The sequence below is a fragment of the Alkalibacterium thalassium genome (assembly GCF_900101165.1).
Taxonomy (GTDB): domain Bacteria; phylum Bacillota; class Bacilli; order Lactobacillales; family Carnobacteriaceae_A; genus Alkalibacterium; species Alkalibacterium indicireducens.
Genome location: NZ_FNFK01000029.1, coordinates 1 through 25,116, shown reverse-complemented (window position 1 = coordinate 25,116; position 25,116 = coordinate 1). Strand labels below are relative to the sequence as shown.

The following is a 25,116-nucleotide window of genomic DNA, read 5'->3' as shown; positions in this document are numbered from 1 at the left end:
TGGAAAATCAAGTCATACTGGCACTGATTGTCTACTTACTGACCTTACTCATCAAGCTTGAATTAGACTTAAAACAAACAGTTTTCCACGTTTTAAGGCATTTACGAGCGTTACAGTATGAACCGTTCGAATTATTTAAGGAAATATTCGAACCTGACTAAGTGAAAGAAGCTGCAAATCGATTTATCTACAACTAAATAAGTCAAAAAAATTCTGGAAAAAGTCATCCGCTGCGCCAGCATTTGACTTTTTTGAAATTTTTAACGAAAACTACATGTGATTTAATTAACAATAAACAAGTAACAGTGATTTTCAGTTTTATGCAACACTAGTGGTATTTCATAATGTTAAAATTATATTTCACCTTTTTTAGTTACTTGCATTATAAAATAAGTGTGAAGAAAAAGGAATCACCTCCTTTCTTCACACTTATTTTTTATTGTCTGTTTTACATTTTACACATTTTCTGATTAATTTTTGTATAACTATTTAATCGTACTAAAAGCTTGATCCTTACGCCAAGTCATAAGGGTTTCACTTTCTTTCTTTTCGGTCAATTGAACAAAAGCAATGATTACTGCCCACATCACCCATTGCCATTCAATAAATATATTTGAAGCAGACGATATAGATGATGCTACAAAACTAATGACGTAAGCAAACAAAAAGAAAGATGACGATCTAATAAACGGATTATAAGAATATTTATAAGAGACATATAATTGTCTTAAAATGTAAAGGTACATCAGGGTGTATAAGATAAAGGTAATCAATCCATAGGCAACAAGAATATCCATAAACCAATTATGAATATTAGGAGCGTCAACTACAAAGATTGGTGATTCAACCATCCATGTTTCAATATTACCCGCTCCAACTCCCAAACCAAAGGATTGTGCCAAGAAAGCAAAACCGTTTAGTAGCAAATTGATTCGATAAACATTAGATCCTGATTGCCTAATAAAATCGATAACTACACTATAAATAGAATAACGTAAAGAAGGAATAGCAAAGTAAGCTACTACAAAAATAGTAATAAAGACACCAAGCGAGTATAGCACTCCTCTTAAATAACGGCGCTTCATCGTTTTAAGAATGAACAGAGTAAAAACGAACAAAATTAGTGCCAGTTGATTTCCTCTTGAGCCTGTTCGGTAAAGCAAAAATAAAGTGGAAAGAATAGATAGAATACTTAATCCTTTGAGCCATTTTTTGTTTGTATTAAACAAGATAATACAAGATAGTGGAATACTGGCAAAAATCAAAGTTGAATAATCGTTGATATTAGTAAAGGTGGTGTATGGAACTCGAGCCCCACTATTAGCCGAGAAGTTCGCTCTAACTGGTCCTGATAAATCAGCCCATATATAATGGTTAGTGATTATTTCGTAAAATCCCATCATTTGGTGAAGTCCTATCATTATAAATAAGATAGTGAAACTTGTTTTTAAATCCTTTTGACTAGTCATAAGGATGCTTGTCAAAACAATGGTAAACGTTCCTGTTCCGACAAAGAAAACGCCTTTCATCCAGCCTCCACCATCTCTTGCCCAGATGAAAGAAAAAATACCAATGACTAGCCAGATAAGATAAACATATCTGAATTGATTATCTTGAAGATTAAATCGCAAGGAAACAGAGGGGTCTCTTCTTATATAGATAAAGCTGATAACGACGACACAAATAGCTAGCAGCATTCTGTACATCGATATTTGTGCTATACCGGCATTAACAGCCAATATGTCTGTTCCTAAAAATACGGAAGCAATGAGTAGATAGCCTAATTTTTTCATGGGTCACCTCTATTCGGTTAAGCGTACTACTTATATTTCAATAATTTTTGTACGTGCAGATGGATATAATTTTAAATTCTTGCGTTGTGATGCGTACCAATCTTTGCTAGTCAATTTTCGCTGAATAATAATCGAGCATTCTTCAAATCGTTCGTCAATAGGAATTGACGTCACACTTGAATGTATTGAAAACTGATGCTGTCCCATTTTAGTCAATGCATCAACCAACTCATCTGATAACGGGTGTTCAGTTAGAATTACCACTTTATCTGCATAGCCACTTAATATATCATAAGAAATTTTATCATCTTTCTGATTTAACTCACGCATATAGATATCATCAGATTTCCAACCATAAGTAAAGCTATAAAGTATCTTATCATGAAGCAAAGCTTTTATAATAGCTATAAAGATAGCCGCAACTATACCAAAAACTAATCCGATAGTAGCCATGACGAGAATGGATACAATAGAAAAGGATTGGCTTTCTCCATTGATAAAGGCTTGTTCTTCATTCAATTCGGGTTCCGATAATAAATAAACATCTTTATCATTAAAGAAAGGGTGCTCTGGTTCATTTAACCAAGAATAATAGGCTTCAGCTAGTTCTTGGTTTTCTTCACTCGTTCCCAGACCTATACTTACAGTCATCACATTAGTAGACCTATTACGCTCAATGTTGATGGGATCTTCATTAGTATAAACCGGATCAAAGTTCTCACTAAATTCGTCTAAAACATCCTGAATAGTAATCGCCGTTTCTTGTTCCATACTCGAAACAATGTTTGGCTGAGTTGCTAGTATTTCTATTAAGTAGGAATTGGTAAAGGTTCCTAAGTTTTCCTGTTCAATAAACAAATCAAATTGAGATGGTACCCCTTCTGTTTCGATTGTTTCCGTACCAACTGATTGAAAGTCCCACTGAATAAGCAATCTAACCCCTGCAAAAAGAACAGAAAAGACAATAGCAAGAGAAACAATCAATTTTTTATAATCTTTTATTAGTTGCCAGACCTCTAGTATAAACGATTTTAAATCCATCTTAAAACTCCTTATTTTTTGACATCCTAATTAGCTTAACAATTTATTAAATAGTATAGGATTTTATTTCTCGATTTAAGAACTTTACATAAAGTTGTGCAGATGTCTCATTAGTAAATTTCATAGATACTAGCTTCTCTTTAATTTCCGCTTTGTTTACGGAAATTGGAGAGAAGGTTTCTATTTCTTTTACCCATTGATCCACACTTTTTATAGGTAAGTACTTTACTATAGAGAGTTTTAAGTCACACTCTTTAGTAATAGTATCCGATAAGAGACAAGGCGTTGAAGACGCTTGTGCTTCGATTACAACGGTCGGCAATCCTTCATCAAAAGACGGTAGGACTACGACATCCATCATATGAAATAAATTTTCAATATCATCTCGTCGTCCCAGAAACTGAACAACATCTCCAAGGTTTCTTTCCTTTACTTGAGTTTCAATTGTTTTTTTTAATAAGCCGTCTCCCGCAAAAAACCACAAGAAATGTATTTTTCTGTTTTTTAGCTCTTCAATAATATCTAACATAAATGGGTGGTTCTTTACTGCTTTAAACCTTCCTACGTGTCCAATAATTAAGCGGTTATCTGTTATTCTCAATATCTCTTCTTTCAACTGTGAAGGATTAGACTCTTTTAGAAATCGTTTAGGCTCAATACTGTTCGGGATGTGTACAATACTGCTTCTAGCCACTGCTTTTTTCCCAAATATATTCTCAGACGCTTTAACACCGCAAGATAATTTTTCTTTAGACATCATCTTATTTAAACGACGCTTGATTCTGTCTTGCTTACTATTTGGGCTATTTAATGGACTTGTTGTGTGAGCATGAATGACAAAGCGTGACAATCGGTTCTTTTTAGCAACTAAATAAAATGGTAATGCGATTATACCATTGACATGTGAATGCACGAGTACATCTTTTGGTAATTTCTTCATAATAGCATTAACTTGGTAAAAGAACTGCTTAAAGCCTTCTTGTTTCGGGTTGCTCACTTTGTATATATGACCACCTGTACCTTCAATAGACCGTCTGAAGTCTGCTCCTACCTCATCGAAAGTAATGACATCAAAGACAATACCTTGATCACTTAAAGCGTCTGCCTTGTTTTTAATAAAAGAGGATATCCCACCTCCAAAACCGCTCATGATATGAACCACTCTATTAGTTTGTATTAATTTATTCATTCGCTTACCCATCCTTACAGCGATTCTTTTTCATAGATTGCCAGTAACTTTTCCGATAGCTCTTTCCAATTAAACTTCTTGTAAGCTGATAATGTTTGCTTTGATATTTTGTCATAATTTTTTATGATCATCTCAGCTTTATCTGCTACATCTTGAGGATCATTTGAGTTTACTGCATAGCCGACAAAACCTTCTTCAAATTGCTTATAAAAGCCTTGACCTTTTGAATAGAGAACCGGTAAGCCTTGACTCATTGCTTCTGGATAAACTAAACCGAACGTTTCATACCTAGAGGGTAAAATGAATAAGTCATGTTGACGGTATTCTTTTATCAGCTCTTCTTTAGGTATATATTCAATTAACTTAAACGGAATACCGGTCGCTTCCATTTTCTCTAAATAGTCCTTTTCTATTACCTTCCCGACCATTGTTAATTCGACTGGCCTTTTAATAGTCTTTTCAATTAAGGCAGCCGCCAATAGTGTGACATCTTGATTTTTTCGTTTCCTAATTTGTCCAACGGTAATGATTCTAAGTGGCTTTTCGACATCCAGTCTCTTAGGCTTTCCTTCATTTTTAAACCAGAAATCATCTATGCCATTAGGCACAAGTACCGCCTTTTGGCGAATATTTTCTTTTAACTGATCGTCTTTAATGTAAGTATCGACTAAATGTTCTTTACTGTGCTCTGATAAAAAGATGACTTTAGATGCATGTTCCAATATTTTTCTGCCACGAGCTCTTAAATTTATTCTTTTGTGAAAAAAACCTTCAATGTCAGTAAAACTTCGCACCGTCACCGCGTAAGGAATACCGTACTCCTCATAAAGTCGCAGTGCGACATTTCCGTCTGTAAACAAGGTATGTGCATGGACAAAGTGTGTATCACTCAAAGACGTCGTCTCTTTTAATGTCCTATAAATCTTCCTCTGTTTCCAGAGGAAGACATATTTATCACTATCTTTAAATGCTATAGGTGAATGAACCTTGTGTTTGGATTCATACAGTAATTCTTCTTGTTTCTCCTTTTTCATAGGCATATAAATGTGGTGTTCAATATGTCCTTCCGATAAATAGTCCATAACATTTTCATGTAGGTAGGAAGTTAAATAATTCGAATTTATATGAAGTACTTTCATTTAACCAATCCTCTCACTCATACTCTTCTTAACACAGCGTTAAAGACGTACCACCCAAAATAGTATAGTGCCTTAATTAAAGGAAGCTGTTCAATGTTTCTATAAGTATTCCAAGTTCTCTTTAATGCTTGAATTCTATTACTTGATAGAGAAGCGGGAACACTTCTATATTGGTTTAACACTTCATCAACTAGATAGGCGTAATCATGATGTCTTAATATTTTCAACCAGGTTGCAGTATCTTGTCCTTTACGAACTAATGGCATTCTAAATTCACCGATTATATCTTTATCAATCATGACAGTACTACATGCAATAGCTGTATTTTTTAATAACCCGCTATAGTTTAACTTTTTTGGAAGCTGCACATTGTCTTTTTTCATCGTACCGTCTTCGTGAATTAAATCAAACTTAGTATACGTAAATCCAAATTGATTACTAATCATAAAATCTAATTGTTTTTCTAGTTTTTCAGGGTACCATTTATCATCACTGTCTATAAAGGCTATATATTGACCACTTGCTACTTCTAAGCCTTTATTACGAGCAACGGCAGCACCACTGTTACTATCTAATTTCACGTATTTTATTCGATTATCTCTCTCGATACATTCTTTAATAATTTCAGCACTGTTATCAGTGGAGCAGTCATCAACGAGAATATATTCAAAGTTAACATAGGTTTGATTTAATACGGATTCAATCGTTTCACTCAAATATTTACTAGCATTGTAAACAGGAGTTATTATTGTTACTCTATTTTCAATCATTTCACATCTGCTTTCTTTTTTTTGTTTTATCTACTCTATAACTTTTATGTTTTCAGGAAAAGTAGAATCCGTTAGATTATCTAGCTCTTCTTCGTCTACGCCTTTAGAAGACACTTTATCAAATAAAATTTTGATTGTTTGAAGTAGTATTTTTATGTCAAAGAGAAGTGAGTATTTCTGAATATACAATAAATCGAAATTTAACTTACTATTAAAATCGCTAGCATATTTGCCGTAAACTTGTGCAAATCCAGTAATTCCTGCCCGAATATTATGTCTTAAATCGTAGTATTGATTTATAGCTATAAATTGATCTACGAAAAATGGCCTTTCAGGTCTCGGGCCCACTAGTGACATATCTCCTTTAAGCACATTAATTAACTGGGGCAATTCATCAATTCTTAATGATCTTAAATATTTTCCTAAAGGAGTTACTCTGGCATCATTAGCTGACGCAAGAACAGGTCCAGATTCCTTTTCTGCAGTAGCAGACATAGTTCTAAATTTCAATATGTTAAATTCGCGTTGCCCTTTTGTGATTCTTACTTGCTTGTACAAAACTGGCCCTTTCGAAGTTACCTTAACCAACACTGCTGTTATTAACATTATAGGAGAAACTATGATTAACATTACTAAAGCTACGGTGAAGTCAATAATTCTTTTAACCAAATCTTCCTCAGGTGAAATTCTAAAACCTTTGATTTCGATAATACTTTCATCTTCGATATTCATTATATTAGGATTAATCATTACCAAGTTTTCAAAAGAAGTAGAAAGGAATAATTGTTTGTTATTTCTAATGACAAGCTCATATATTTTAGTTCTGATTTCCTCGTTCAATTTGCTAGAACAATAAACTATATCAAATTGATCAATGTTTTCTTTTAAATTCTCAAGATAGTTACTTAAAATAACATGAGTAACTATATGTCTATCATTCTTCGCTTGATTAATGTTTAGTACCGCTCTTTTACAACTTATCTCATCACCGACAACTAGAACCTTTTTTGTTCCGTCAACTTTAAGATATAACTTGAATACAATTAATCTCCAAATCGTTAATAATATACTACTAACAAGAAAACTGATTAATATGATAGTCCGTGGAAATGTAAACCATCTTCCAAAAAAAGTCATAGCCATAATTAGTATCGACATGAAAAACTGTACAATTATTGTTAGATAAACAAAATCTGTCTTCTGTTTGTTATACATTACATAATTACCAAACATAATATTTAAGAAAATGAAGACAAGTATGATAAATGGACTTGCACTCTCATAGGAAATATAATTGTATTGAGGTATATTCCAATTATAACGCAGTAAAAAAGATAATATGAATGATAAATGAAAAATCAAAACATCCATAAGAATAATAAGTGTTTTTTTTGTATTATCAAACCCACTAGATTGTTTCTTCATGATGGGGTCCTCCTAGCATTTTTTTGTCAGAATGACTATGGTTATCATTGTATATTAAGATAAATAGGACTAAAAACCACAAACTCGGTCCTAAATAACCACCCCGACTGATATTGAGTAAAATGAACAATATGCCCATAAGCACTGATTTTCTTATAGTCCATACTGTAAACAAAATAAATGGTATAAAACCAAATATTCCTAAATCCGAAAGCATATAGGCAAAGTTATTAATAATAACAGGTGTGTGATTTATTCCATTTCCTATCCACCATCTCGAACTATCTACATATGCCCAACTCTCTACTAATCGATTAAAACCTGACGTGTCTACACCAGTTATTATATTTAGAGTTCTCATTATTAGCGTTTCATAGATATAACTACTAAATATAAATAATATCCCAGTAAGTATAAGCCCGATTGTAATAATATATTTTTTATTAATTGTTTTTATGTCAATGTTTTTTATAAAGTAAAGTCCAATAATGACTAAAAGTGTAAACACCATACTGTAACTAAATGTTAGAAAAACGCCTAATGATACTACGGTTAAAAAAATAGCTCGTTTCATGTCTATTTTTTTGTACATTAAATTACTAGTTAATATGATCATTAGATAATGACCTAAGTGAGCAGGTTCAGAAAATATACTTCTCATCCTAATAAAATCAGATTGTCCGCTAAAATAGTAACTTTTATAGTCTTGCCTTGTAAAGGTCCATAAAAGTCTATAGGGATACTCATGCTCATTATAAATTGACACGACAATATAAATACCAATAACTATAACTACAACAGATAAAAAATTATTAATGGCAAGAAATTTATCTTCAAACTTATTTCGTTTAATATAGTTATATAAACATGCGACTACAAAAAGATAGAAAATCAATTTTATACTTGCTTGAACGATTATACGGGTATAAAAAGGTTCTATGCCCATTATTAATCGAAGTAGGGAATTCATAAAAATCAGAGAGATAACTATCAATAACAATTTTAGTTGAATAAAATTTATTCTAATTTGTCCTAAAATAAACAATATTGGTATAATCCCTATTAGGATAAACTCTGCAAAAGAAAAATAATTGAACGTCCAGTCCCCAAGTACAAATGCTAGTGCAATTAGTATTAAGAAAAAAACTCCATATTTTTGCTGCTTTATTTCATGGTAGTTTACCCAACTCTGTAACTTAGCTCTAATTTCCATAGAGTGCTTTCCTTTCAGTCTTCAATCTCAAAATATTTAGTTAACTTATTTATTATTTGCTCACTTGCTGTTCCATCACCATAAGGATTTATAGCTTCGGTCATTCTATTATATTCTTTAGCATCCGTCAACAACTGAGAAACTGAAGAGTAAACAGTTCTGCTATCTGTTCCTATTAACTTTAGAGTGCCTGCCTCGAGACCTTCTGGTCGTTCCGTTTTATTCCTCAATACTAAAACTGGTTTATTTAAGGCAGGTGCTTCTTCCTGCATGCCTCCAGAGTCAGTTAAAACTAAGTGTGATTTATTAATTACTTGATGAAATACATCTACTTCGAGTGGATTAATTAAGTGAATCCTACTGTTATCACCAAGTACTTCCTTTGCAACAATTTGTACAAGAGGATTTAAATGAACCGGCATGATAAATTCAATATCTGAAAACCTTTTGGTCAACTTTACTACCGCTTCAAATACATCACTCATTGGTTTTCCGTAATTCTCTCTTCGATGCATAGTAAGTAAAAGCCATTTTTGCTTCGGTTTTGAGTCCATTAGATCTAGAACCGAGTGTTTAACCTGGCTCTGTTTCGTGTAATGAATCGCGTCGATTACGGTATTTCCAGTAACAATTATGTTTGATTCGTTTTTATTTTCATTGATTAAGTTTAGTTTACTAGTTTCTGTTGGTACAAAGTATAACTCAGCGAGATTATCTATAAGCTGTCTATTCCCTTCTTCAGGAAATGGATTATCGTGATCATATGTTCTTAAACCAGCTTCTACATGACCAATAGGTATACGTTGGTAATAAGCAGCCAATGCTGCTGAAAAACTTGTGGTAGTGTCCCCGTGTACAAGAACCATATCCGGTCTTTCTTTTTTATAAATGTCTTCAATACCTTTTAAAACATTGGCTGTAATATCTGATAACGATTGATTTTCCTTCATTATGTTTAAATCGTAATCAGGTTCTATATTAAACACACTTAAGACTTGATCCAACATTTCTCTGTGCTGAGCTGTTACGAGTACTAATGTTTCAAAGATTTCTTGACGTTTTTTAAATTCGAGAATAACTGGTGCCATTTTAATAGCTTCTGGTCTCGTACCAAAAACAATTGCTATCTTTCTTTTTTTCAATTATTCCTACTCCTAATCCGTATGAAATTAATTCTAATTGTTTACTGTCTTCTGATAATCAAGCATCATTTTACCATAAATGACTTCATCAGCAACCTATCTTCTAGCATTTACTTGGTATCCACTATATATTCCCTCACTATCTACAGCTATTACTTTTAATTTTTTCTATAGTTAGTAGTGGCCTCCGTTAATGATTATGACAAAAAATTGAAAGCTTTGCATAATGTTTAGCAATTTCATTTACGTTATATTTACAATTGATGAAGTTTGCATTACACTCGAATGTAACCATTGAAGGAGGAATCATATACATTGCAACTATTTACAAAAAGGAATCTCATTCTCGTAAGCCGTTTTTTACTCATTGGATTAGTCTCTTCTATTCTTGCTAGTTTTGTCGTTCAATATTTTTATATGGGCTTTAATTTAGAGAATGTTCATAATTTCATCTTCAATATTCGTACCGAAGTATTTATATTAAGTTGTTTGGTTTTCTTCAGCCTTTTTCTTTTTCTTGCCTCTCTAATCGGCAGTGCCGTCTTAAGTGGTTCGTTTCTCACTGTTTTCTCTTTAATTTTAGGGTCTACTGCTTATTTAAAGTATCAGTACCGTAATGAGCCATTATTTCCTAGTGAATTATCCATGATTTCGGAATTGCCTTTTTTGGTCGAAATGATTAGCACGCGAGAAATAATCTTCATTCTTGGTGGCTTATCAGCTATCCTCTTTCTTATCGTTTTAGTCTACAAGAATTTTTCTTTGAGAGCTAAGGGTTCGTTAACCAAACGTTTTCAGTTTATGTGGCGCTTTCCTCTGTTTGTCTTATCTCTTGCATTAATTGCTAACATCTATCGCTTTAATTACCCTGGCAATCCCCTTAGACAGGTATATAACCAATACACAGACTTTGTCACCTATAATCAAGACCTTAACTACGCACGTAATGGTTTTGTAGCTGGTTTCTTATTTAACTTAGGGACTGAAGTAATGGAAAAACCAACTGAGTATTCTCGTCATACCATTGAGGAGATTCACGAAAAATATACTGAACTAGCAAATGAGATTAATAGGGATCGACTATTGTCAGAGAGCCCTGCTAATATTCTATTTATTATGAATGAATCGTTCGCGGATCCATCAACGATTGAAGGTTTTTCATTCAATCAAGACCCTATTCCTTACACTCGTTCTTTAATGGACTCGACATTAAGTGGCCAAGCTTTTGCCCAAAACATTGGTGGCGGAACAGCAAACAGCGAATTCGAAGCCTTGACGAGTCTATCTTTAGAGCCTCTTGCTTCTCGAATTTACTCACCTTATGTGGAAGCAGCAGATGAACTAAATGATGTTCCTTCCCTTGCTAAAAAAGCCAATGATCAAGGAATGAACGCTACGGCTATTCACCCTTACAATGCAAGGCTCTACAAACGAACGACTGTTTACGATAACCTTGGTTTCAACGATTTTATTTATGACGAACACATGACTTTTAATGAAAAAATCGGCAACAGTGATTATATTTCTGATGATTCAGCCTACAAAGAAATGATCCAACGGTTAAATGAGACTGATAACCTCGATTTCATTCACCTGGTTACGATGCAAAACCATATGGCATACGGTCATAAGTATGATGACCCGTTATTTGAAACCTCTGGTGCCACAGAAGATGCTGAAGGCAATGGCTACTTACAAGATTTATACCATAGTGACCAAGCTTTAGAAGCGCTCATAGAAGAAGTGGATCAGCATGATGAAGAAATCTTTATTGTCTTTTGGGGAGATCATCAACCAGGTATTTATTCCGATGATACTATTAGCCAAAACTCTAGACTGACAATGAGAGAAACCCCTCTTTTCTTTTATTCAAATAAAAGAGAGTTGTCAGGAGATATCGGAACAATCAGCCCCATCTACTTTATTAATTACATTCTAGAAGCTTTAGATATGATGGTATCACCTTTTGAAGCGATGTTAATGGAGCTTGAAGCTGTGCTGCCAGGTATCTATGGTGGATTATATTTAGAAGAAGGCATTGATGGTCCTGTTTCTTCAAGACACGAATTACAAGTCGAAACGATTCGCTTACTAAATGAGTTTACTTTGATTCAGTATGACTTATTTGCTGGATCAAACTATTCACACGATATTGGTTTTTACGACTTACACACTAATTAAATTAAACAACTATACCCCTATATAGATAGGACTTATCAGTGCTTAAGATAGCTTATTTATATAGGGGTCTTTTTTTCATTTACATTCTTTTACATTCTTTGTTTTATCTTTGCCAATACTAAAAAGACTTTATCCTTAAACGTGACTGATTTTAATTCTTTTAATTTCCGTTTGTTTACTGGGTGAATATCCGCTTGTTGTAAGCCGTTATAGACAGACAATAGTTGACGTTTGATAAACTGCTTTTGAGCTGGTTTAAGCTCAGGTCGTTGGTAGTCCTTTTCAAGTGCTTTAAATATTTTCAAATAAGACTCAAATGATTTTAATTTGTGTAAATTAGACTGCTCAGTCATTGTAGAAGCCACTCGGTAGCGACGATTGTAATGGGGTTTATTTATGTAGGTCATAGATTCTACGGCACAAAAGACTCTGGTTGTAAAATACTCATCTTCATGAAGGACGCCTTCTAAAAAGTATAGGTTGTGTTGGTCGATAACCGATTTTTTAATCAGGTATAAACAAGGAGAAGCTGAGAAGCTTCTTCTATTTTTATCTAGTAAGTCTTCTCCAGTATAGACTTTTTTGTGCTCTAGTTGATGTGAGAAATTGTATTGTCCTTCTTTTTTTAGAGTGACTCCTCCTTCTGAGAAGGCTTTGCCGTTGAAGCGAACTAAATCGGCACCAGTTTTCACTGCTTGCTCGACTAGCTCTTTTATTGTATCTTTTTCGATCCAGTCATCGGAGTCTACAAAATAAATGTACTCGCCTTTAGCAAGCTTTATACCTTGATTGCGTCTGGCCCCCTGCCCTTTATTGTTGTCGTTGGCAGTCAGCTTAATTTTGTCTTTATATTGATTCAAGAGGTAAACTGTCGCGTCTTTTGAGCCATCGTCGATCACGATGATTTCTATATTTGGATACGTCTGGCTGATAAGTGAATCGATACAGTCTTCTACATACCGCTCGACATTATAAGTCGGTACGATAACTGATACTAATGGCTTGGACATGTGCTGCAGCTCCTTTACTTGTTGAATTGTTTATTATAGTCGCTCTGCTATTTAGACTGCTTTACTTCCGCCAGGAGTCGTTTGAGTTCTCCTGTTAAAATGAGACCAGCAATCCACGCAACGACAAAGATCAATCCTTTGATAACTAGATTAATGAATAGATTGAACGGCAGATCTGGCAGAAGCAGGAATACACCTACCTGGATCAGTGCCAGAATAAATGGCTTGATCAGGACTTTGAAGAAGGTGCTCATTTTATCGTTGAACAGTCTGATCATAATCAGATAGTTTGCCTGAATAAAATTCAGTGAGAACGATAGGACCAAGAACGCTGCCACGTATTCGATTTGTCCTAGAATAACTCCAGTAACTATACCCGTTACATTAAAGATAGTAGATAATACGCCTGAAAGCAATAATAGATCGGTTCTGTTGCCTGACTGGAAGATTCCTCCGGTGCTGGACAAGATCATCTGTAGCCAGACTGAGAGTGCCAGGATCTGGAAAGTCATGATGCTCCCTTCCCACTGCATCCCGAACAGAAAGAGAATGACCTCTTCTGCAGAGAAGAACAGAAAGACGGACAGCGGCAGACCTAATGTAGCCAGTAAGTTCGATATTCTTAAGTACACTCGTTTAATGCGTTCTTTCTCGTCAGCGTAATCGGACAGAATCGGATGCATGACCGACGTAACGACACTGGTCAGCACCTGATTCGGGTATAGAGACACTTGATAGGCTCTGTCGTAATAGGCTAACGAACTGGATGAGAAATATCTACCAATTAGAAGGTTGTCCAGATTTCGTGAGAAGTAATTGATAAAGTTGAACAAAAACTGATTTCTCGAAAAGGAATAGATTTTCTTCAGCGGACCCCATTCAAATTTCAGGCTGATTTTTGATTCAGTCTTTATATAGAAGACAATAAACAAGGTAATAGCCTTTGTAGTATTTCCTATAATAATGGCATAATAGCTGAATCCAAGAAATGCCAGGATGATCGAGACTACGCCTGAAACTAATGCTCCGGCTACGGTCGTCAAGTTGACCAGTCTGAAATTCTGTTCTTTTAGAAGCAGAGACTGGGGAACAACCAGGATGCCATAGAAGAATACGGCTATGGCCAGGATCATACTGATAGGAATGAATACCTCATTGCGGTAGAACAAACTCATTGGGTAGCCAAGAAAAACGAATAATATGCCTAAACCTAACGCTATGTATAAGCTGAATGAGAAAATCGAGTTGACTTCTTTTCGGGTCAAGTCTTTATTTTGTATGATGGCCGGTCCGATTCCAAAGTCGGCCAGCAGTTGAAAGAACACTAAAAAGATATTGACCGCCGAAACGATCCCGTATTCGGCTGGCGTCAATATCCTCGATAGAACGGCTTGTACAAGGAGCTGCACGATGACAATGGAGTATCTCCCCATTGCCGTGTACATGATACCTCTTTTAAATTGATCGAACATAGTGCAAAAACTCCTGTCTGTGCGCGTTAATTATGATGTGTTAGTAATTAGTTTCTAAAAAATGACTTGATTTTTGTAAAAGGCTTTGTATACTTGGCCGCAGCCTGATTCCTGGTTTTCATCAGGAAGAGCGCATTCCGGTGGTGTCCCGTCTTCATTTCATAAAGCAGGGCATATCTGAACGGATTCTTCTCGTCTTTCTTTCCGGGAATGATCTTATTCCTACCTATATCGTTCCACAGTTCAGTCAGCCAGTCGACTTTTTCTTCTGTTGTAAGTGGGCAGTCCGGATGAACAAGGTTAGCAGTTTCGAGATAAATGACATTGAAATACTCTTCCGCAATCAGATCCTTGAACTCTTCTGCTTCTTCCCATCCTATCATGAGTGACTCGAATGATTTTGCAATGTTCAGTTCAAGATTGAATCGGTCTTCTCTATAGCGGTTCACTGCAGACCCCTGATGAGTGACATAATGATAGTAGGCCCGTCGATTGATGGTCACTGATTCCAGATACTTGTAGACTTCAATGTTGAAGAGCGCGTCCTGCCCCATTCGCTGATTGGTGAACTTGATATTATTCTTTGTTAGAAATTCCTTGCGGTACAGCTTGTTCCATAGAGCATACGGCGAGAAATGATAGAAGTTCCTGAAATGCTTACGGAAGTCTTCCTGCGTATCCATCTGCGGCAGTCTCGGCAGTCTGACTTCACGTGTGTCGAGTCTGCCTGCTTTTTCCTGAGTGTAACCGAAGACAATAATGTCTGTTTCACGTTTTTTGACGAGCGCCAGATTGTCAGCAAGCAGTCGGTCACTGAAATAATCGTCTGGATCAGCGAAGTAGATGAACTTCCCGCTGGCCTGTTTTAGTCCTGCATTTCGTGCCGGACCAGATCCCTGGTTCTCCTGATTGATGACGGTGATCAGGAGCGGCTCTTTTTCTGCATAAGCTTCACAGATCTCTTTGGATCCGTCTGTCGATCCGTCATTCACCAGAATAATTTCACCGATGACTTTTTTCTGAGCCAGTGCCGATTCAATTGCCCGCGGCAAGTGGTCTTTGACATTATAGACCGGCATAATAATGGAAACATCGAACATAAGATGGCGCCCTTTCATAAGGAAGTTTTGAATACAAGGTTGCTAGTGCACTGGATAAAACAATCTTGAGTCATTATACCATAAGGATCAAGCTTTCACATATGTTTCATTAACTCTTAATAATCTTTTAGCTTTTGACTTATTATGATGGTTCAGGGTGATTTGGCTTGCCAAATATTCATTTTAATCTTTTTGGGTTTGCTTTTTTGATGAATGGAGTTCACGGGTAAATTTAGTGACGAACTGCACTCTGGACGGAGTAGAATGCAGTTCAGACTTAACTATGCGCGCTGAACTGCATCGGATATGAATCGAGTTTAGTTCAGCCCTTTTTTTAGAGCATGAACTGAATTCTATATAGGCTAAAATGCAGTTCAGTCTTTAATTGTCAACTGAACTGCAGCTTAAAGATTCTCATGGGGTGTAATCTGGCTGGGCCAGATTTTCATTATTCAGAATTGCTGAAATCAAGTGCGTTCTGGTCGTGGGGTATGGTACAATAGACACGAGTAAACAAAGAGGTAAACTTTACTAAACTTAACTATTCAATTAAAAGGAGCGAATAACTATGGCAATTTTAGTTACGGGCGGTGCCGGGTATATTGGCAGTCACACGGTGATCCAACTGATCAATGAAGGGTATGAGGTGGTCGTTGTAGACGATTATTCCAATTCTAAACCGGCAGTTATTGACCGCATCGAGGAGATTTCAGGAACACGTCCTGTCTTCCATGAAGTCAATATCACAAATAAAGGTGCGCTGAAAGAAGTCTTTGAAGCTCATGACTTGGAAGCGGTCATTCATTTCGCAGGCTACAAGGCGGTAGGTGAATCCGTAGCACAGCCACTCAAATATTACGACAACAACTTGAACGGCACAATCGTCTTGATGCAGTTGATGAATGAATACAATGTCAAAAAGATGGTCTTCTCATCAAGCGCAACTGTTTACGGCATGACAAATAAGGCGCCATTTACAGAGGATATGCCGTTGTCTACCACTAATCCTTACGGTACGACCAAGATGTTCATCGAGCAGTTCATTCAGGATCAGTATGTGGCAGATAATGACTGGAGCGCTGCCCTGCTTCGCTACTTCAATCCGATCGGTGCACATCCTTCCGGTAAAATCGGTGAGGACCCTAATGACATTCCAAATAACCTGATGCCTTACATCACGCAGGTGGCTGTCGGGAAACGTGAAAAGCTTTCTGTCTTCGGATCTGACTACGAGACGCATGACGGGACTGGTGTCCGTGATTATATCCACGTCATCGATCTGGCAAAAGGTCATATTCGTGCGCTTGAAAAAGTTCTACAGACCACTGGCGTCGATGCCTATAATCTGGGCACGGGGAAAGGCTATTCCGTTCTAGACGTCGTCAACGCCTTTGAAAAAGCTAACAATGTTGAGATTCCTTATGAACTGGTCGACCGTCGTCCTGGAGATATCGGTACGAGTTACGCCGATGTATCGAAAGCTAAGGAAACTCTTGGATGGGAAGCATCATTCGGCATTGAAGACATGTGCCGTGATTCTTGGAACTGGCAGAAGACGAATCCGAATGGGTATGTTGATTAATCTATATTGAAAAGAACCGGCTGAATCGGCTCTCCCTTCTTACTTAGTGAGAAAGAACGTGAGCAGTATCAGACGGTTCTTTATTTGTACTTCGATAATGGATCAACGCCAGTTTTCATGGCTTGGAGCCTATTCTTTCATTCGTTAAATAGTATCCCAATCCAGTAATAATCGGCACGATGAGCGCCATAATTAAAGTGATTGCTGTTGGTAGATTAGTCAACTGATCGTGAATCAGCCAGAAGTAAAACATCTGCACAAGAAAGATGTGGTAGGATGCCCGGCCAGTCAAAATGAACAGACGGGATAATATGAAATCACCATTAACGTTTAACCCCTTCATCCCCAGTATCACCAGAAGCAGCACGTAAAAGTAGGACGGTGCATGCTGACTATGCCAGTATTCTTCGATGATCATTTCCCAGTTAAAATAATGCACGGCTGTGATGTAGATGAAACTAAAGAACGCAGGTATGATCAACCATTTAATTTTGATTTTATCTTTAAGAAGGCCAATCCATACCCCTAATGTCAGTGAAAAGATATGCCTGATGATTAGAAGTCTATAGAGACTTCCGCTGATATCTAGCTGGTAAGCAACTAATTCTACCACCAGGCTGATGAAGAACAGTGCAATCATCCATTTTGTCGGATGAACACGCATCACACTATAAATAATAGGAACTAGGAGTGACGCCTGCAAGATCATTGGAATAAAGTAGCTGCCCGGCCCATATCCCCCTTTTATAAAAGAAAATAATAGATCCAGCGAGGGATCCCGGTCAAAGTAAGTGAGCTGGACAATGATTTGTAAAAGCCAGATAAATCCGAACGGTAGAAGCAGACGTTTAACTTTATTCATGATATAGTCTAGTGTCATAATGTCTTTCAATGTGCTGTAGCCTTTTCTTATAAATGACTGAGCTGAGTTGTATCCAAACAGAATAATGAACACTGGGACGGTCTGCCAGATATAGTAAGGTGCGAGTATAGTATAGAGTGTGCTGTCAGGTAGGGCGTGGATTAGGATGACCGATACGATCGCAAGAGACTTCAACACATCGATTGCGTTATTTCTTGTTGTCATAATGCATTTCTCTCCTTCATGAAAAAGTATACTCAGACCGCTAGAAATAGAAATTTTATTGCCTCAAGTCGAAAAGGCCAGACAGCTCTATTAATTGGAGAGAGCTTATTGTCGGCTAGAAGGTTAGGATTACTAAATAGACTTGTTTTGCATCTCCGTTCTCAAACACGACAGGGAAACCAACACGGATTTCATTGTGCAGATAATTCTGCTTGATATAGGCACTGTATCAGTTAATCTGATTCGTAGACTAAGTGCTAACAAAAAGGAGGAGGCCACTGCCTTCTCTCACTAAATTTTTCAGTTCAACTATATTTTAATGCTTATCACTTTCAAGTAGCCGATTCAATCCGATTTTCTTTAAAACAATGACGAATTTACTGTTTTCGTTCTTGGAAACAACGACGCCTTCCATCATCTGCATGAATGTCGCATTGACGGATCCACCAGCTAGAATGGCCAGCGAAAGTTTCTGAAGTAACGCCAGAAGCACCATAAAACTTCCTGTAAGAGTAAAGAAAGTTGAGTCTTCCGGCAACTGATTAACAAAGAGTCGGTAACTGATTATTGCAATCAGTAGTGCTGCTGTAGAAAACAGCGCACCGGGTATGACATTCCTGAATCTTTGAACGACATTTGGAACGAAATAGTATAGGAAGCAGAACGTAAGAAAAGCGAGCGGTACAAATACTGTCCACCTTCCGGCAGTTGTTCCGGTCGATCGTTGGATAAAGAATACGACAAAAGCGATCCAAGCCGCGAAGGCCGTCGTCAGAAAGAAAGCCAGGACTCTCAATACGACAATGTTGTGTCTGTTCTTAACACCATAAGCCCGGTTCAGCCCCATCAGTGTCGAAGCCATGGTCCAGCTTACTGTCCAGATGGTCGAAACTGTCGCAACTAAAAGAATTCCGACATTTGAGCTGTCATAAATCTGAATCATGTCCTTAACAATCTGTTCTGCTAATGGCCGGGGAGCTATTCGATAGACGAACCAGGCAAGACCCCTCAGTTCCAGCTCCAGCTGTTGAAGCCAGTTGATAATGCCTACGATGAGAGGAAAAGTAGTAAGCAGGACGTAGTATGTAACAAAGGCAGAGTGCTGCCAAATTTCGCCTTCCCGGACCCGGTTCGTGATGTTTTTGGCCCAGTCCCTTTTAGGTAGGCGGTCTAATAAATTTTCGAGACGCATGTAACATATTCCCTTCTGTGCTCGTTGCTTGCTATGTAAGTTAAGATTCCATTCCCTAGACTTTATATAGTTTAAAGTGATTATTGAATGAATGTCCTCGACAAGCTTACCAGAATATAACCTCTTACGCCATATAGAATGTCAGGTCAGGTGTGTATTCCCAAGCTTAGAGGGTATTCTTTTAAAAGAGCTGTACAATTTGTTACTCTCAGACTAGTAAAAACTTTTAAATTTCGCTCAATGACTCATTGCTAAACACAACAAATCTAGTACGATTACATATTAAGGAGACTGCTTCCGTACATGCTTTATAAGCATTCTTAATAAGTGATTGTTAAAGTCGAGTTCAGGGCAGATTTATGTGCTGAACTCGACTATTATGCTTATAGAATTGAGTTTAATATTAGAGCAGACTGCTGAACTGGAGTCAATTATAGACCAGTAGAGTTTAGCTCCGTATGAGTTTATTAAACTTCACTTTTTTCAGAAATAGTGAAGTTCAGAAGCCCAGTTCTATTCAAACTCTATTATGTTGATACCTTTAATGGTGTTTGAGTAATAAACACTACTCATTAGACTCACACTCCAGCCGGTCCAACGCATTCTGAAGAAAGCTGTCCATCCGCTCGATCATCAGTGCTTCTGTGAGATCTGTCCTTTCATAAGCCAGCCATCCCCCATAAACTTCAGGCTTATCTTCCACAAAGATATTGCTCAGCATTTCGAGGTCCCAGTATGGTGGATACGCCAGATTAGGATCTATTTTCTTGTATGCCTTCAAAAAGTCATCTGCCGCACTCTGATCAAAAAGCATTGCCAGATTCCACCGACAGTGACCGATATCGACTTGTTTCGGCCCCATGCATGCGTTTGGCCAGTCAACTACTGCAGAAACCTTTTTGTTAGTGAACAGTACATTAGTCGGATGGAAATCCCTATGGATAAAAGTACTTTCCACTTCAGGAACTGGTGTATTCGCAAGATAGTTCATCATTCTCTGCCAGTTCTCAGGACATACTGACCACGTAGCCTGGACAGGAATAGTCGGGTCGAAATAACGGAAATAGGTTGACGAACTAGTGATATGTGTAGCCTGGTGGATAAGGTATAACGCCTTGGCCAATTCATCTATCAAGCCTTTGGTATAACTACTATTTAAAATGACCTCCCCTTCTACCTTTGACATTAGCAGACTTGGCCACGTGGTCTTCACTGCAGTAGGATCGGCCGCTATGAGGTAAGGAGTCGTTACGGTCAGTTTTTCGACTTGAGTTAAATTTTCCGCTTCCTTATATGCGATATCCGGTTCCATTTCCAGCCACTCTTGATCGGTGTATTCTCTAAGCACCATTTCCTGTATTCCATCACTCGTTTTGACTTTTAAAAGGGTCAGATCGGACGACATGCCTCCCATGAGTGGCTCGTATTCTAATACTTCCCCGTTAATAGACGCTTCAATCCATTGTATTGTCTGTTCACTGATCTGGTGCATCGCTTATCCTCCGTATCGACTGTTTTTGTGTAAAAAGGAACGCCATTCTGTGGAATGGCGATCATTATAGCTCTCTAAAGATCTTTATTCACTACTAATTGTTGCTGGAACAATCTGGTAGATTCATTTTAATCTGCCGAATGGATCATAAACTGATTTATGAATAGATTCGGTAAGAATAAATTCTGTCGAATTGTTCCAATAATGATATATGGTCCACTCCCATTCAAATCTCCAACAAAAATAGAGCACATGTCTGTCTTTTAGGGACCCTCTCATCCTAAAATCGCAGCACATGTACTCGTTATTTATCTTCTGTCACACGGATCCACACTCGTTCGTTGCCTCCGTCAGGCTAACAGAAATCAGTAGCCTGTCTGCCAATCGTATTCCATGTGCTTGGCTGTGTGCGCAGCAGTTTCTTTTCCATAAAGAATGGCTACTACATGTAATGCCATTTCAATTCCGGCAGAAATGCCGGCTGAGGTGATCAGGTGGCCTTCATCTACAAACTTGACTTCACGTTTGACATCTACTGATGGGTATTCCTTTTCCATGCGGTCCAGTGCCGTCCAGTGAGTCGTTGCCCGCTTTCCTTCAAGCAGGCCGGCCTCAGCCAGGATGAAGGAACCGGTACAGACCGACGTCATCTTCTCGACGACTTCATCCTGATTTCTGACCCAGTCGACCACTACTTCATTCTTGCTTTCGACTTCTCTGGCTCCGTATCCACCGGGAATCACCAGCACGTCCAGTTCAGGATGATTGCCGAAATGATAATCCGGTTCGACTTTCAGGCCGTTCCTGGCACGGATCATCTCTCCTTTTTCGGAAATTGTCACTACTTTGAAGCTTTTGACTGCCTGCTCGTCTTCTGTAACAGAAAAGGCTTCATAAGGTCCGGCAAAATCCAGGACTTCCACATCATCAAACAGTAATATCCCTACAGTATATGGGTTCATTTCACTCATCCTTCAGTATAACGGTTTTAAGAAGCAGGCACACTCCAGATACGATACTGATTGTACCGGCAATTCCAAGAAATTCCTGTTTAGTCGGCATATGGTAATCAATACAGATGACTACTTCGTGTTCATCTTTTTGATAATGAAACGTTTTACTGTCCACACTGATTACCTTCTCTTAAATGGAAGTTTATTCACCTTGCTGTTTAGTTAATATCTTAGGCCCTTCTTTGGTGATGGCAATTGTATGCTCGTACTGACAGCTGAGTCCACCGTCTTGGGTACGTGCAGTCCAGCCATTGTCGTCCATCTTGGAGCGCCATGTTCCTGTGTTTACCATCGGCTCGATCGTGATGACCAGTCCTTCTTTCAGACGCGTTCCTTTTCCCGCTTCGCCGTAATGCGAGACACTCGGTTTTTCGTGCAGAGTCGGTCCGATTCCATGACCGATAAATTCACGAACGACAGAAAAGCCTTCCGCTTCGACAAACGTCTGAATGGCATGACCGATGTCCCCGATACGGTTACCCAGCTGTGCCGCTTCGATACCTTTATACAGTGCCTCTTTCGTGACGTTCATCAGTTTCTTAACTTCATCAGTCGGTTCTCCCACGCTATAGCTCCAGCATGAATCTGCTAGCGCACCGTTTAGATTGATTACCATATCCACTTTGATCAAGTCACCTTGGTTCAGCTTTTCATTTCTGGGGAATCCGTGACAAATTTCATCATTTACACTGACACATGTTGCATATTCATAACCCTGATAGCCTTTCTGCTCAGGGGTCGCACCATGCTGCTTCATCAATTTTTCAACGTATTTTTCGATATCCATACCAGTAATGCCCGGTTTGATAAAATCGCGCAATGATTCGTGGATAGCTGCCAAGACGTCCCCAGCTTTATCCATCGCTTCTATTTCTCTAGGTGATTTCAAGGTGATCACGACCACATTCTCCTATTCTTTACTATTATCTCTATTAGTATAGCGAAAATCCGCTTCTGACAAAACCTTTTTCTCTAAATCAGTGCGCAGCTTGATTGCTCTATATTGTCATACGTCATAATTGATAAAAGAAAAAGCCCGCTGGTCGGCAGGCTTTCATAATACTATCCTTCTTAGTCGATAAATTCGAACTCGAAACCTTGAGTCGCGAAAAATTCCACGATGGCTTCTCGTCTGGTTGTGTTCCCTGGGATGACCAGAATCAGGTCATCTGTTGTCCGGTACTCCTCCAGCAATGGGATGACACTTGAGTCTACACCGACCGGGTTGTCATAATGGTCCGGCTGATAATAGTCTTCGTCGTCCAGTCCTGATAGACGGAATTCCTGCATGGTGTCGTATTCAGAGTACTCTTCGAATGAAAAGTCGTCCATTAAAATGACATCATACTCCCCAGCTGTGAATTGTGCTGTAAATCGTTCAGCCATCTGACCATGAGGAGTAAATGAAGCATAAGCTGTTTCGTTTGCTCCTTCAGGTTCCAGCAGACGATTCAATTCCTGAGACAGTGGTTCTTCTTCATCAAAATCTACTTCAGGTGCCAGAACAGTCAGGTGAAAATAGGTGATCGGGCGATTGATCCAGTCAACCAGGAGGTACCCGCTTACAAGGAGTCCAAACAGGCTAAGAATCACATGCCACTTGTAATAGCCCCAGAGGTAGCTGAATTTTTCTTTATTTGACTCTTCGGATTGAAGTATTTCTTTTACTTTAGTCTTTGCCATATGTTTATCGTCCTCTTTACTCTCTGCATTTATTGCTCTTACTATTTTAGCATAGGCAAAAAGCGTATTCAATCCGGGAAGAAAGTGTGACTATTTTGATACTATTTTTTTCTCGACTGTAAAATCCAGCATTTACTTATTATTGTCTGTGTCTGGAACGAAAACAGTCATGTGATGTTTTTTCACTTCCAGGTCAATTGGTAGCGAATCGCCCTCATCTCCATCTACATTAGTAACTATTTCCTTCTCATACCCTTCTTTCAGACTGATCGATCCTTTAGAAAATTTTCTGTAAAGAACATTCTCGTCGTCCGTGACATTTCCTGTAAAAATCTTTGGCACCAGATTGATTTTTTCAGCAATCGTATCTCCTCTCACAACGACTAGATGAAGGTACCCATCATCAACACTGGCTTCTGGTATCATGGTTGTAATCCCAGCTACCGAGTTGGTGAGTGCAACTAATACGAGAAATGAATCTTCATTCAGCTTTTCACCGTCCACATTAAACTTAAATGGGTACACTTCTTTTTCATTGATTGCCTTGACACCTTCAATAACATAAGCCAGCGGACCTAGTTTAGTCTTCTTCTCGATCGGCACTTCATGTACAGCATCCGGGATGGACCCGATAGCAACGATATCAACAAAGTACTGATCATTGATCTTCCCGACATCGATCACCCGTTTTGTCCGCTCTGTCAGCTTTTCTACCGCTTTTTTTGGATTCATAGGAATATCGAGCACTCTTCCTAAATCGTTGACCGTGCCAAGAGGTATGAAGCCGAAAGGTGGACGGTAGTCTTCAGGTGCAATTCCATTGATACACTCGTTTACAGTCCCGTCTCCACCTAAAGCATAAATAGCGTCTACTTCTTCACTGCAGGCTTCTCTGGCAAAATGAGTCGCATCCCCTTCTCCTTCTGTCCATCTCAATTCTACTTCACTATATAACTTCTCCAGCTCTCTTTTGACTTCTGGACCGTATTCTTCGCCCTCTTCCTTACCGGAGGTTGGGTTGACGATTACAACTGCTTTTGTCACTAGACTCGACTCCTTTTCAACAGGCTTTTTATAATAAGTATGTGCTCCTATCAGTGTACTTGAATGTATGAAAATAGTCGAAAAAACAGCCTTGATCGATCAGGCTCAGTAATAGGCTTTACTGTATGCATCTGACAGACTCAGGACTGCTTCTATAATCAATTCTATTAATTACAGAACTATCAAGCGTGGAAAGCCCACGGTTTTAATCGTGGGATGAGAGCGTACATTGAGATAAGTGCCTGCTTGGTTTGTCTTCTTTTTATTTTAAAATTATGTATACATTTCTCTAGCCTTTCCGTTGACGGAGTGATATAATTAAATAAAAGAACATACGTTCGTTTTCAGGAGAGAGGTGAAGCGAGTGAAAAAAGAACAGACAAAGTCCTGTGTTAAAGTGCTCAAAGTGAAATTAAAGCCGACTAAAGAACAAGCAGCTGAATTGACCCGGCTATCCAAAGAGTATATTTATCACGCCAACCAGCTTGTCCAGCAGGCTGTATCAGATGGCCGCTTTCCAACAGTCACTTCCAGACACATTGAGACGT

General features: G+C 38.1%; 22 protein-coding genes. 3 read left to right on the top strand and 19 right to left on the bottom strand.

The window, feature by feature from the left end; translation table 11 throughout:
* Positions 1-485: 485 nt before the first annotated feature.
* From BLR76_RS07215 to wecB, 8 genes are read right to left on the bottom strand one after another with little or no spacing between them, the layout of a single operon-like run.
* Positions 486-1,793, bottom strand: coding sequence for an O-antigen ligase family protein (locus BLR76_RS07215; protein ID WP_091267369.1), 1,308 nt, complete (start codon positions 1,791-1,793; stop codon positions 486-488).
* Positions 1,794-1,823: 30 nt separating this feature from the next.
* The gene (locus BLR76_RS07210; protein WP_091267367.1) at positions 1,824-2,834 is read right to left on the bottom strand and encodes a hypothetical protein; all 1,011 of its coding nucleotides are present in this window, start codon (positions 2,832-2,834) and stop codon (positions 1,824-1,826) included.
* 46 nt (positions 2,835-2,880) lie between these two features.
* Positions 2,881-4,023, bottom strand: coding sequence for a glycosyltransferase (locus BLR76_RS07205; RefSeq protein WP_176759643.1), 1,143 nt, complete (start codon positions 4,021-4,023; stop codon positions 2,881-2,883).
* 14 nt (positions 4,024-4,037) lie between these two features.
* Entirely contained in the window at positions 4,038-5,162 is a 1,125-nt protein-coding gene (locus tag BLR76_RS07200) for a glycosyltransferase family 4 protein (protein WP_091267361.1), read from the bottom strand.
* A 17-nt stretch (positions 5,163-5,179) separates the two neighbouring features.
* The gene (locus BLR76_RS07195) at positions 5,180-5,932 is read right to left on the bottom strand and encodes a glycosyltransferase family 2 protein (RefSeq protein WP_091267359.1); all 753 of its coding nucleotides are present in this window, start codon (positions 5,930-5,932) and stop codon (positions 5,180-5,182) included.
* A gap of 30 nt (positions 5,933-5,962) precedes the next feature.
* Complete coding sequence (locus BLR76_RS07190; protein WP_091267354.1) at positions 5,963-7,357, bottom strand: sugar transferase; 1,395 nt, start codon at positions 7,355-7,357, stop codon at positions 5,963-5,965.
* Positions 7,341-8,570, bottom strand: a complete 1,230-nt coding sequence (locus BLR76_RS07185; protein WP_091267351.1) for a hypothetical protein — start codon at positions 8,568-8,570, stop codon at positions 7,341-7,343. The genes BLR76_RS07190 and BLR76_RS07185 overlap by 17 nt, the downstream gene beginning before the upstream one ends.
* Before the next feature lie 14 nt (positions 8,571-8,584).
* Positions 8,585-9,712: a non-hydrolyzing UDP-N-acetylglucosamine 2-epimerase gene (wecB, locus tag BLR76_RS07180; RefSeq protein WP_091267349.1), complete on the bottom strand. Its 1,128-nt coding sequence runs from the start codon at positions 9,710-9,712 to the stop codon at positions 8,585-8,587.
* Positions 9,713-10,027: 315 nt separating this feature from the next.
* Here wecB and BLR76_RS07175 point away from each other — a divergent pair, with 315 nt between their 5' ends.
* Positions 10,028-11,893, top strand: a complete 1,866-nt coding sequence (locus BLR76_RS07175) for an LTA synthase family protein (RefSeq protein WP_091267347.1) — start codon at positions 10,028-10,030, stop codon at positions 11,891-11,893.
* An 89-nt stretch (positions 11,894-11,982) separates the two neighbouring features.
* Here BLR76_RS07175 and BLR76_RS07170 read toward each other — a convergent pair whose 3' ends face one another.
* Genes BLR76_RS07170 through BLR76_RS07160 form a run of 3 tightly spaced genes read right to left on the bottom strand, consistent with a single transcriptional unit; the run spans position 11,983 to position 15,475 of the window.
* The gene (locus BLR76_RS07170; RefSeq protein ID WP_091267345.1) at positions 11,983-12,903 is read right to left on the bottom strand and encodes a glycosyltransferase family 2 protein; all 921 of its coding nucleotides are present in this window, start codon (positions 12,901-12,903) and stop codon (positions 11,983-11,985) included.
* Between the two features lie 47 nt (positions 12,904-12,950).
* Complete coding sequence (locus tag BLR76_RS07165) at positions 12,951-14,375, bottom strand: lipopolysaccharide biosynthesis protein (protein ID WP_091267342.1); 1,425 nt, start codon at positions 14,373-14,375, stop codon at positions 12,951-12,953.
* A 47-nt stretch (positions 14,376-14,422) separates the two neighbouring features.
* Positions 14,423-15,475, bottom strand: coding sequence for a glycosyltransferase family 2 protein (locus BLR76_RS07160; protein WP_176759642.1), 1,053 nt, complete (start codon positions 15,473-15,475; stop codon positions 14,423-14,425).
* Positions 15,476-16,043: 568 nt separating this feature from the next.
* On the opposite strand from BLR76_RS07160, the gene galE reads away from it, so the two are divergent.
* Positions 16,044-17,057, top strand: a complete 1,014-nt coding sequence (gene galE, locus BLR76_RS07155; protein WP_091267337.1) for a UDP-glucose 4-epimerase GalE — start codon at positions 16,044-16,046, stop codon at positions 17,055-17,057.
* 115 nt (positions 17,058-17,172) lie between these two features.
* On the opposite strand, the gene BLR76_RS07150 is transcribed toward galE, so the two are convergent.
* The 8 genes from BLR76_RS07150 to BLR76_RS07120 form a co-directional block, all read right to left on the bottom strand.
* Complete coding sequence (locus BLR76_RS07150) at positions 17,173-18,144, bottom strand: acyltransferase family protein (RefSeq protein ID WP_091267334.1); 972 nt, start codon at positions 18,142-18,144, stop codon at positions 17,173-17,175.
* A gap of 316 nt (positions 18,145-18,460) precedes the next feature.
* A complete protein-coding gene (locus BLR76_RS07145) occupies positions 18,461-19,336 on the bottom strand; it encodes a YihY/virulence factor BrkB family protein (RefSeq protein ID WP_091267332.1) in 876 nt (291 codons plus the stop codon).
* A 565-nt stretch (positions 19,337-19,901) separates the two neighbouring features.
* A complete protein-coding gene (locus BLR76_RS07140) occupies positions 19,902-20,828 on the bottom strand; it encodes an aminoglycoside phosphotransferase family protein (protein WP_091267329.1) in 927 nt (308 codons plus the stop codon).
* A gap of 365 nt (positions 20,829-21,193) precedes the next feature.
* Positions 21,194-21,790: a DJ-1/PfpI family protein gene (locus BLR76_RS07135; RefSeq protein ID WP_091267327.1), complete on the bottom strand. Its 597-nt coding sequence runs from the start codon at positions 21,788-21,790 to the stop codon at positions 21,194-21,196.
* A 1-nt stretch (position 21,791) separates the two neighbouring features.
* Positions 21,792-21,956, bottom strand: coding sequence for a hypothetical protein (locus BLR76_RS11810; protein ID WP_176759641.1), 165 nt, complete (start codon positions 21,954-21,956; stop codon positions 21,792-21,794).
* 27 nt (positions 21,957-21,983) lie between these two features.
* Positions 21,984-22,739, bottom strand: a complete 756-nt coding sequence (gene map, locus BLR76_RS07130) for a type I methionyl aminopeptidase (RefSeq protein ID WP_091267324.1) — start codon at positions 22,737-22,739, stop codon at positions 21,984-21,986.
* Positions 22,740-22,912: 173 nt separating this feature from the next.
* Positions 22,913-23,524: a hypothetical protein gene (locus BLR76_RS07125; RefSeq protein WP_091267321.1), complete on the bottom strand. Its 612-nt coding sequence runs from the start codon at positions 23,522-23,524 to the stop codon at positions 22,913-22,915.
* 132 nt (positions 23,525-23,656) lie between these two features.
* On the bottom strand, positions 23,657-24,568 hold the full coding sequence (locus BLR76_RS07120; protein WP_091267318.1) for a diacylglycerol/lipid kinase family protein: 912 nt from the start codon (positions 24,566-24,568) through the stop codon (positions 23,657-23,659).
* Positions 24,569-24,932: 364 nt separating this feature from the next.
* Between BLR76_RS07120 and BLR76_RS07115 the strand changes: the two genes are divergently transcribed.
* The coding region (locus BLR76_RS07115; RefSeq protein ID WP_218121417.1) for a hypothetical protein at positions 24,933-25,116 on the top strand (184 nt) is incomplete at its 3' end.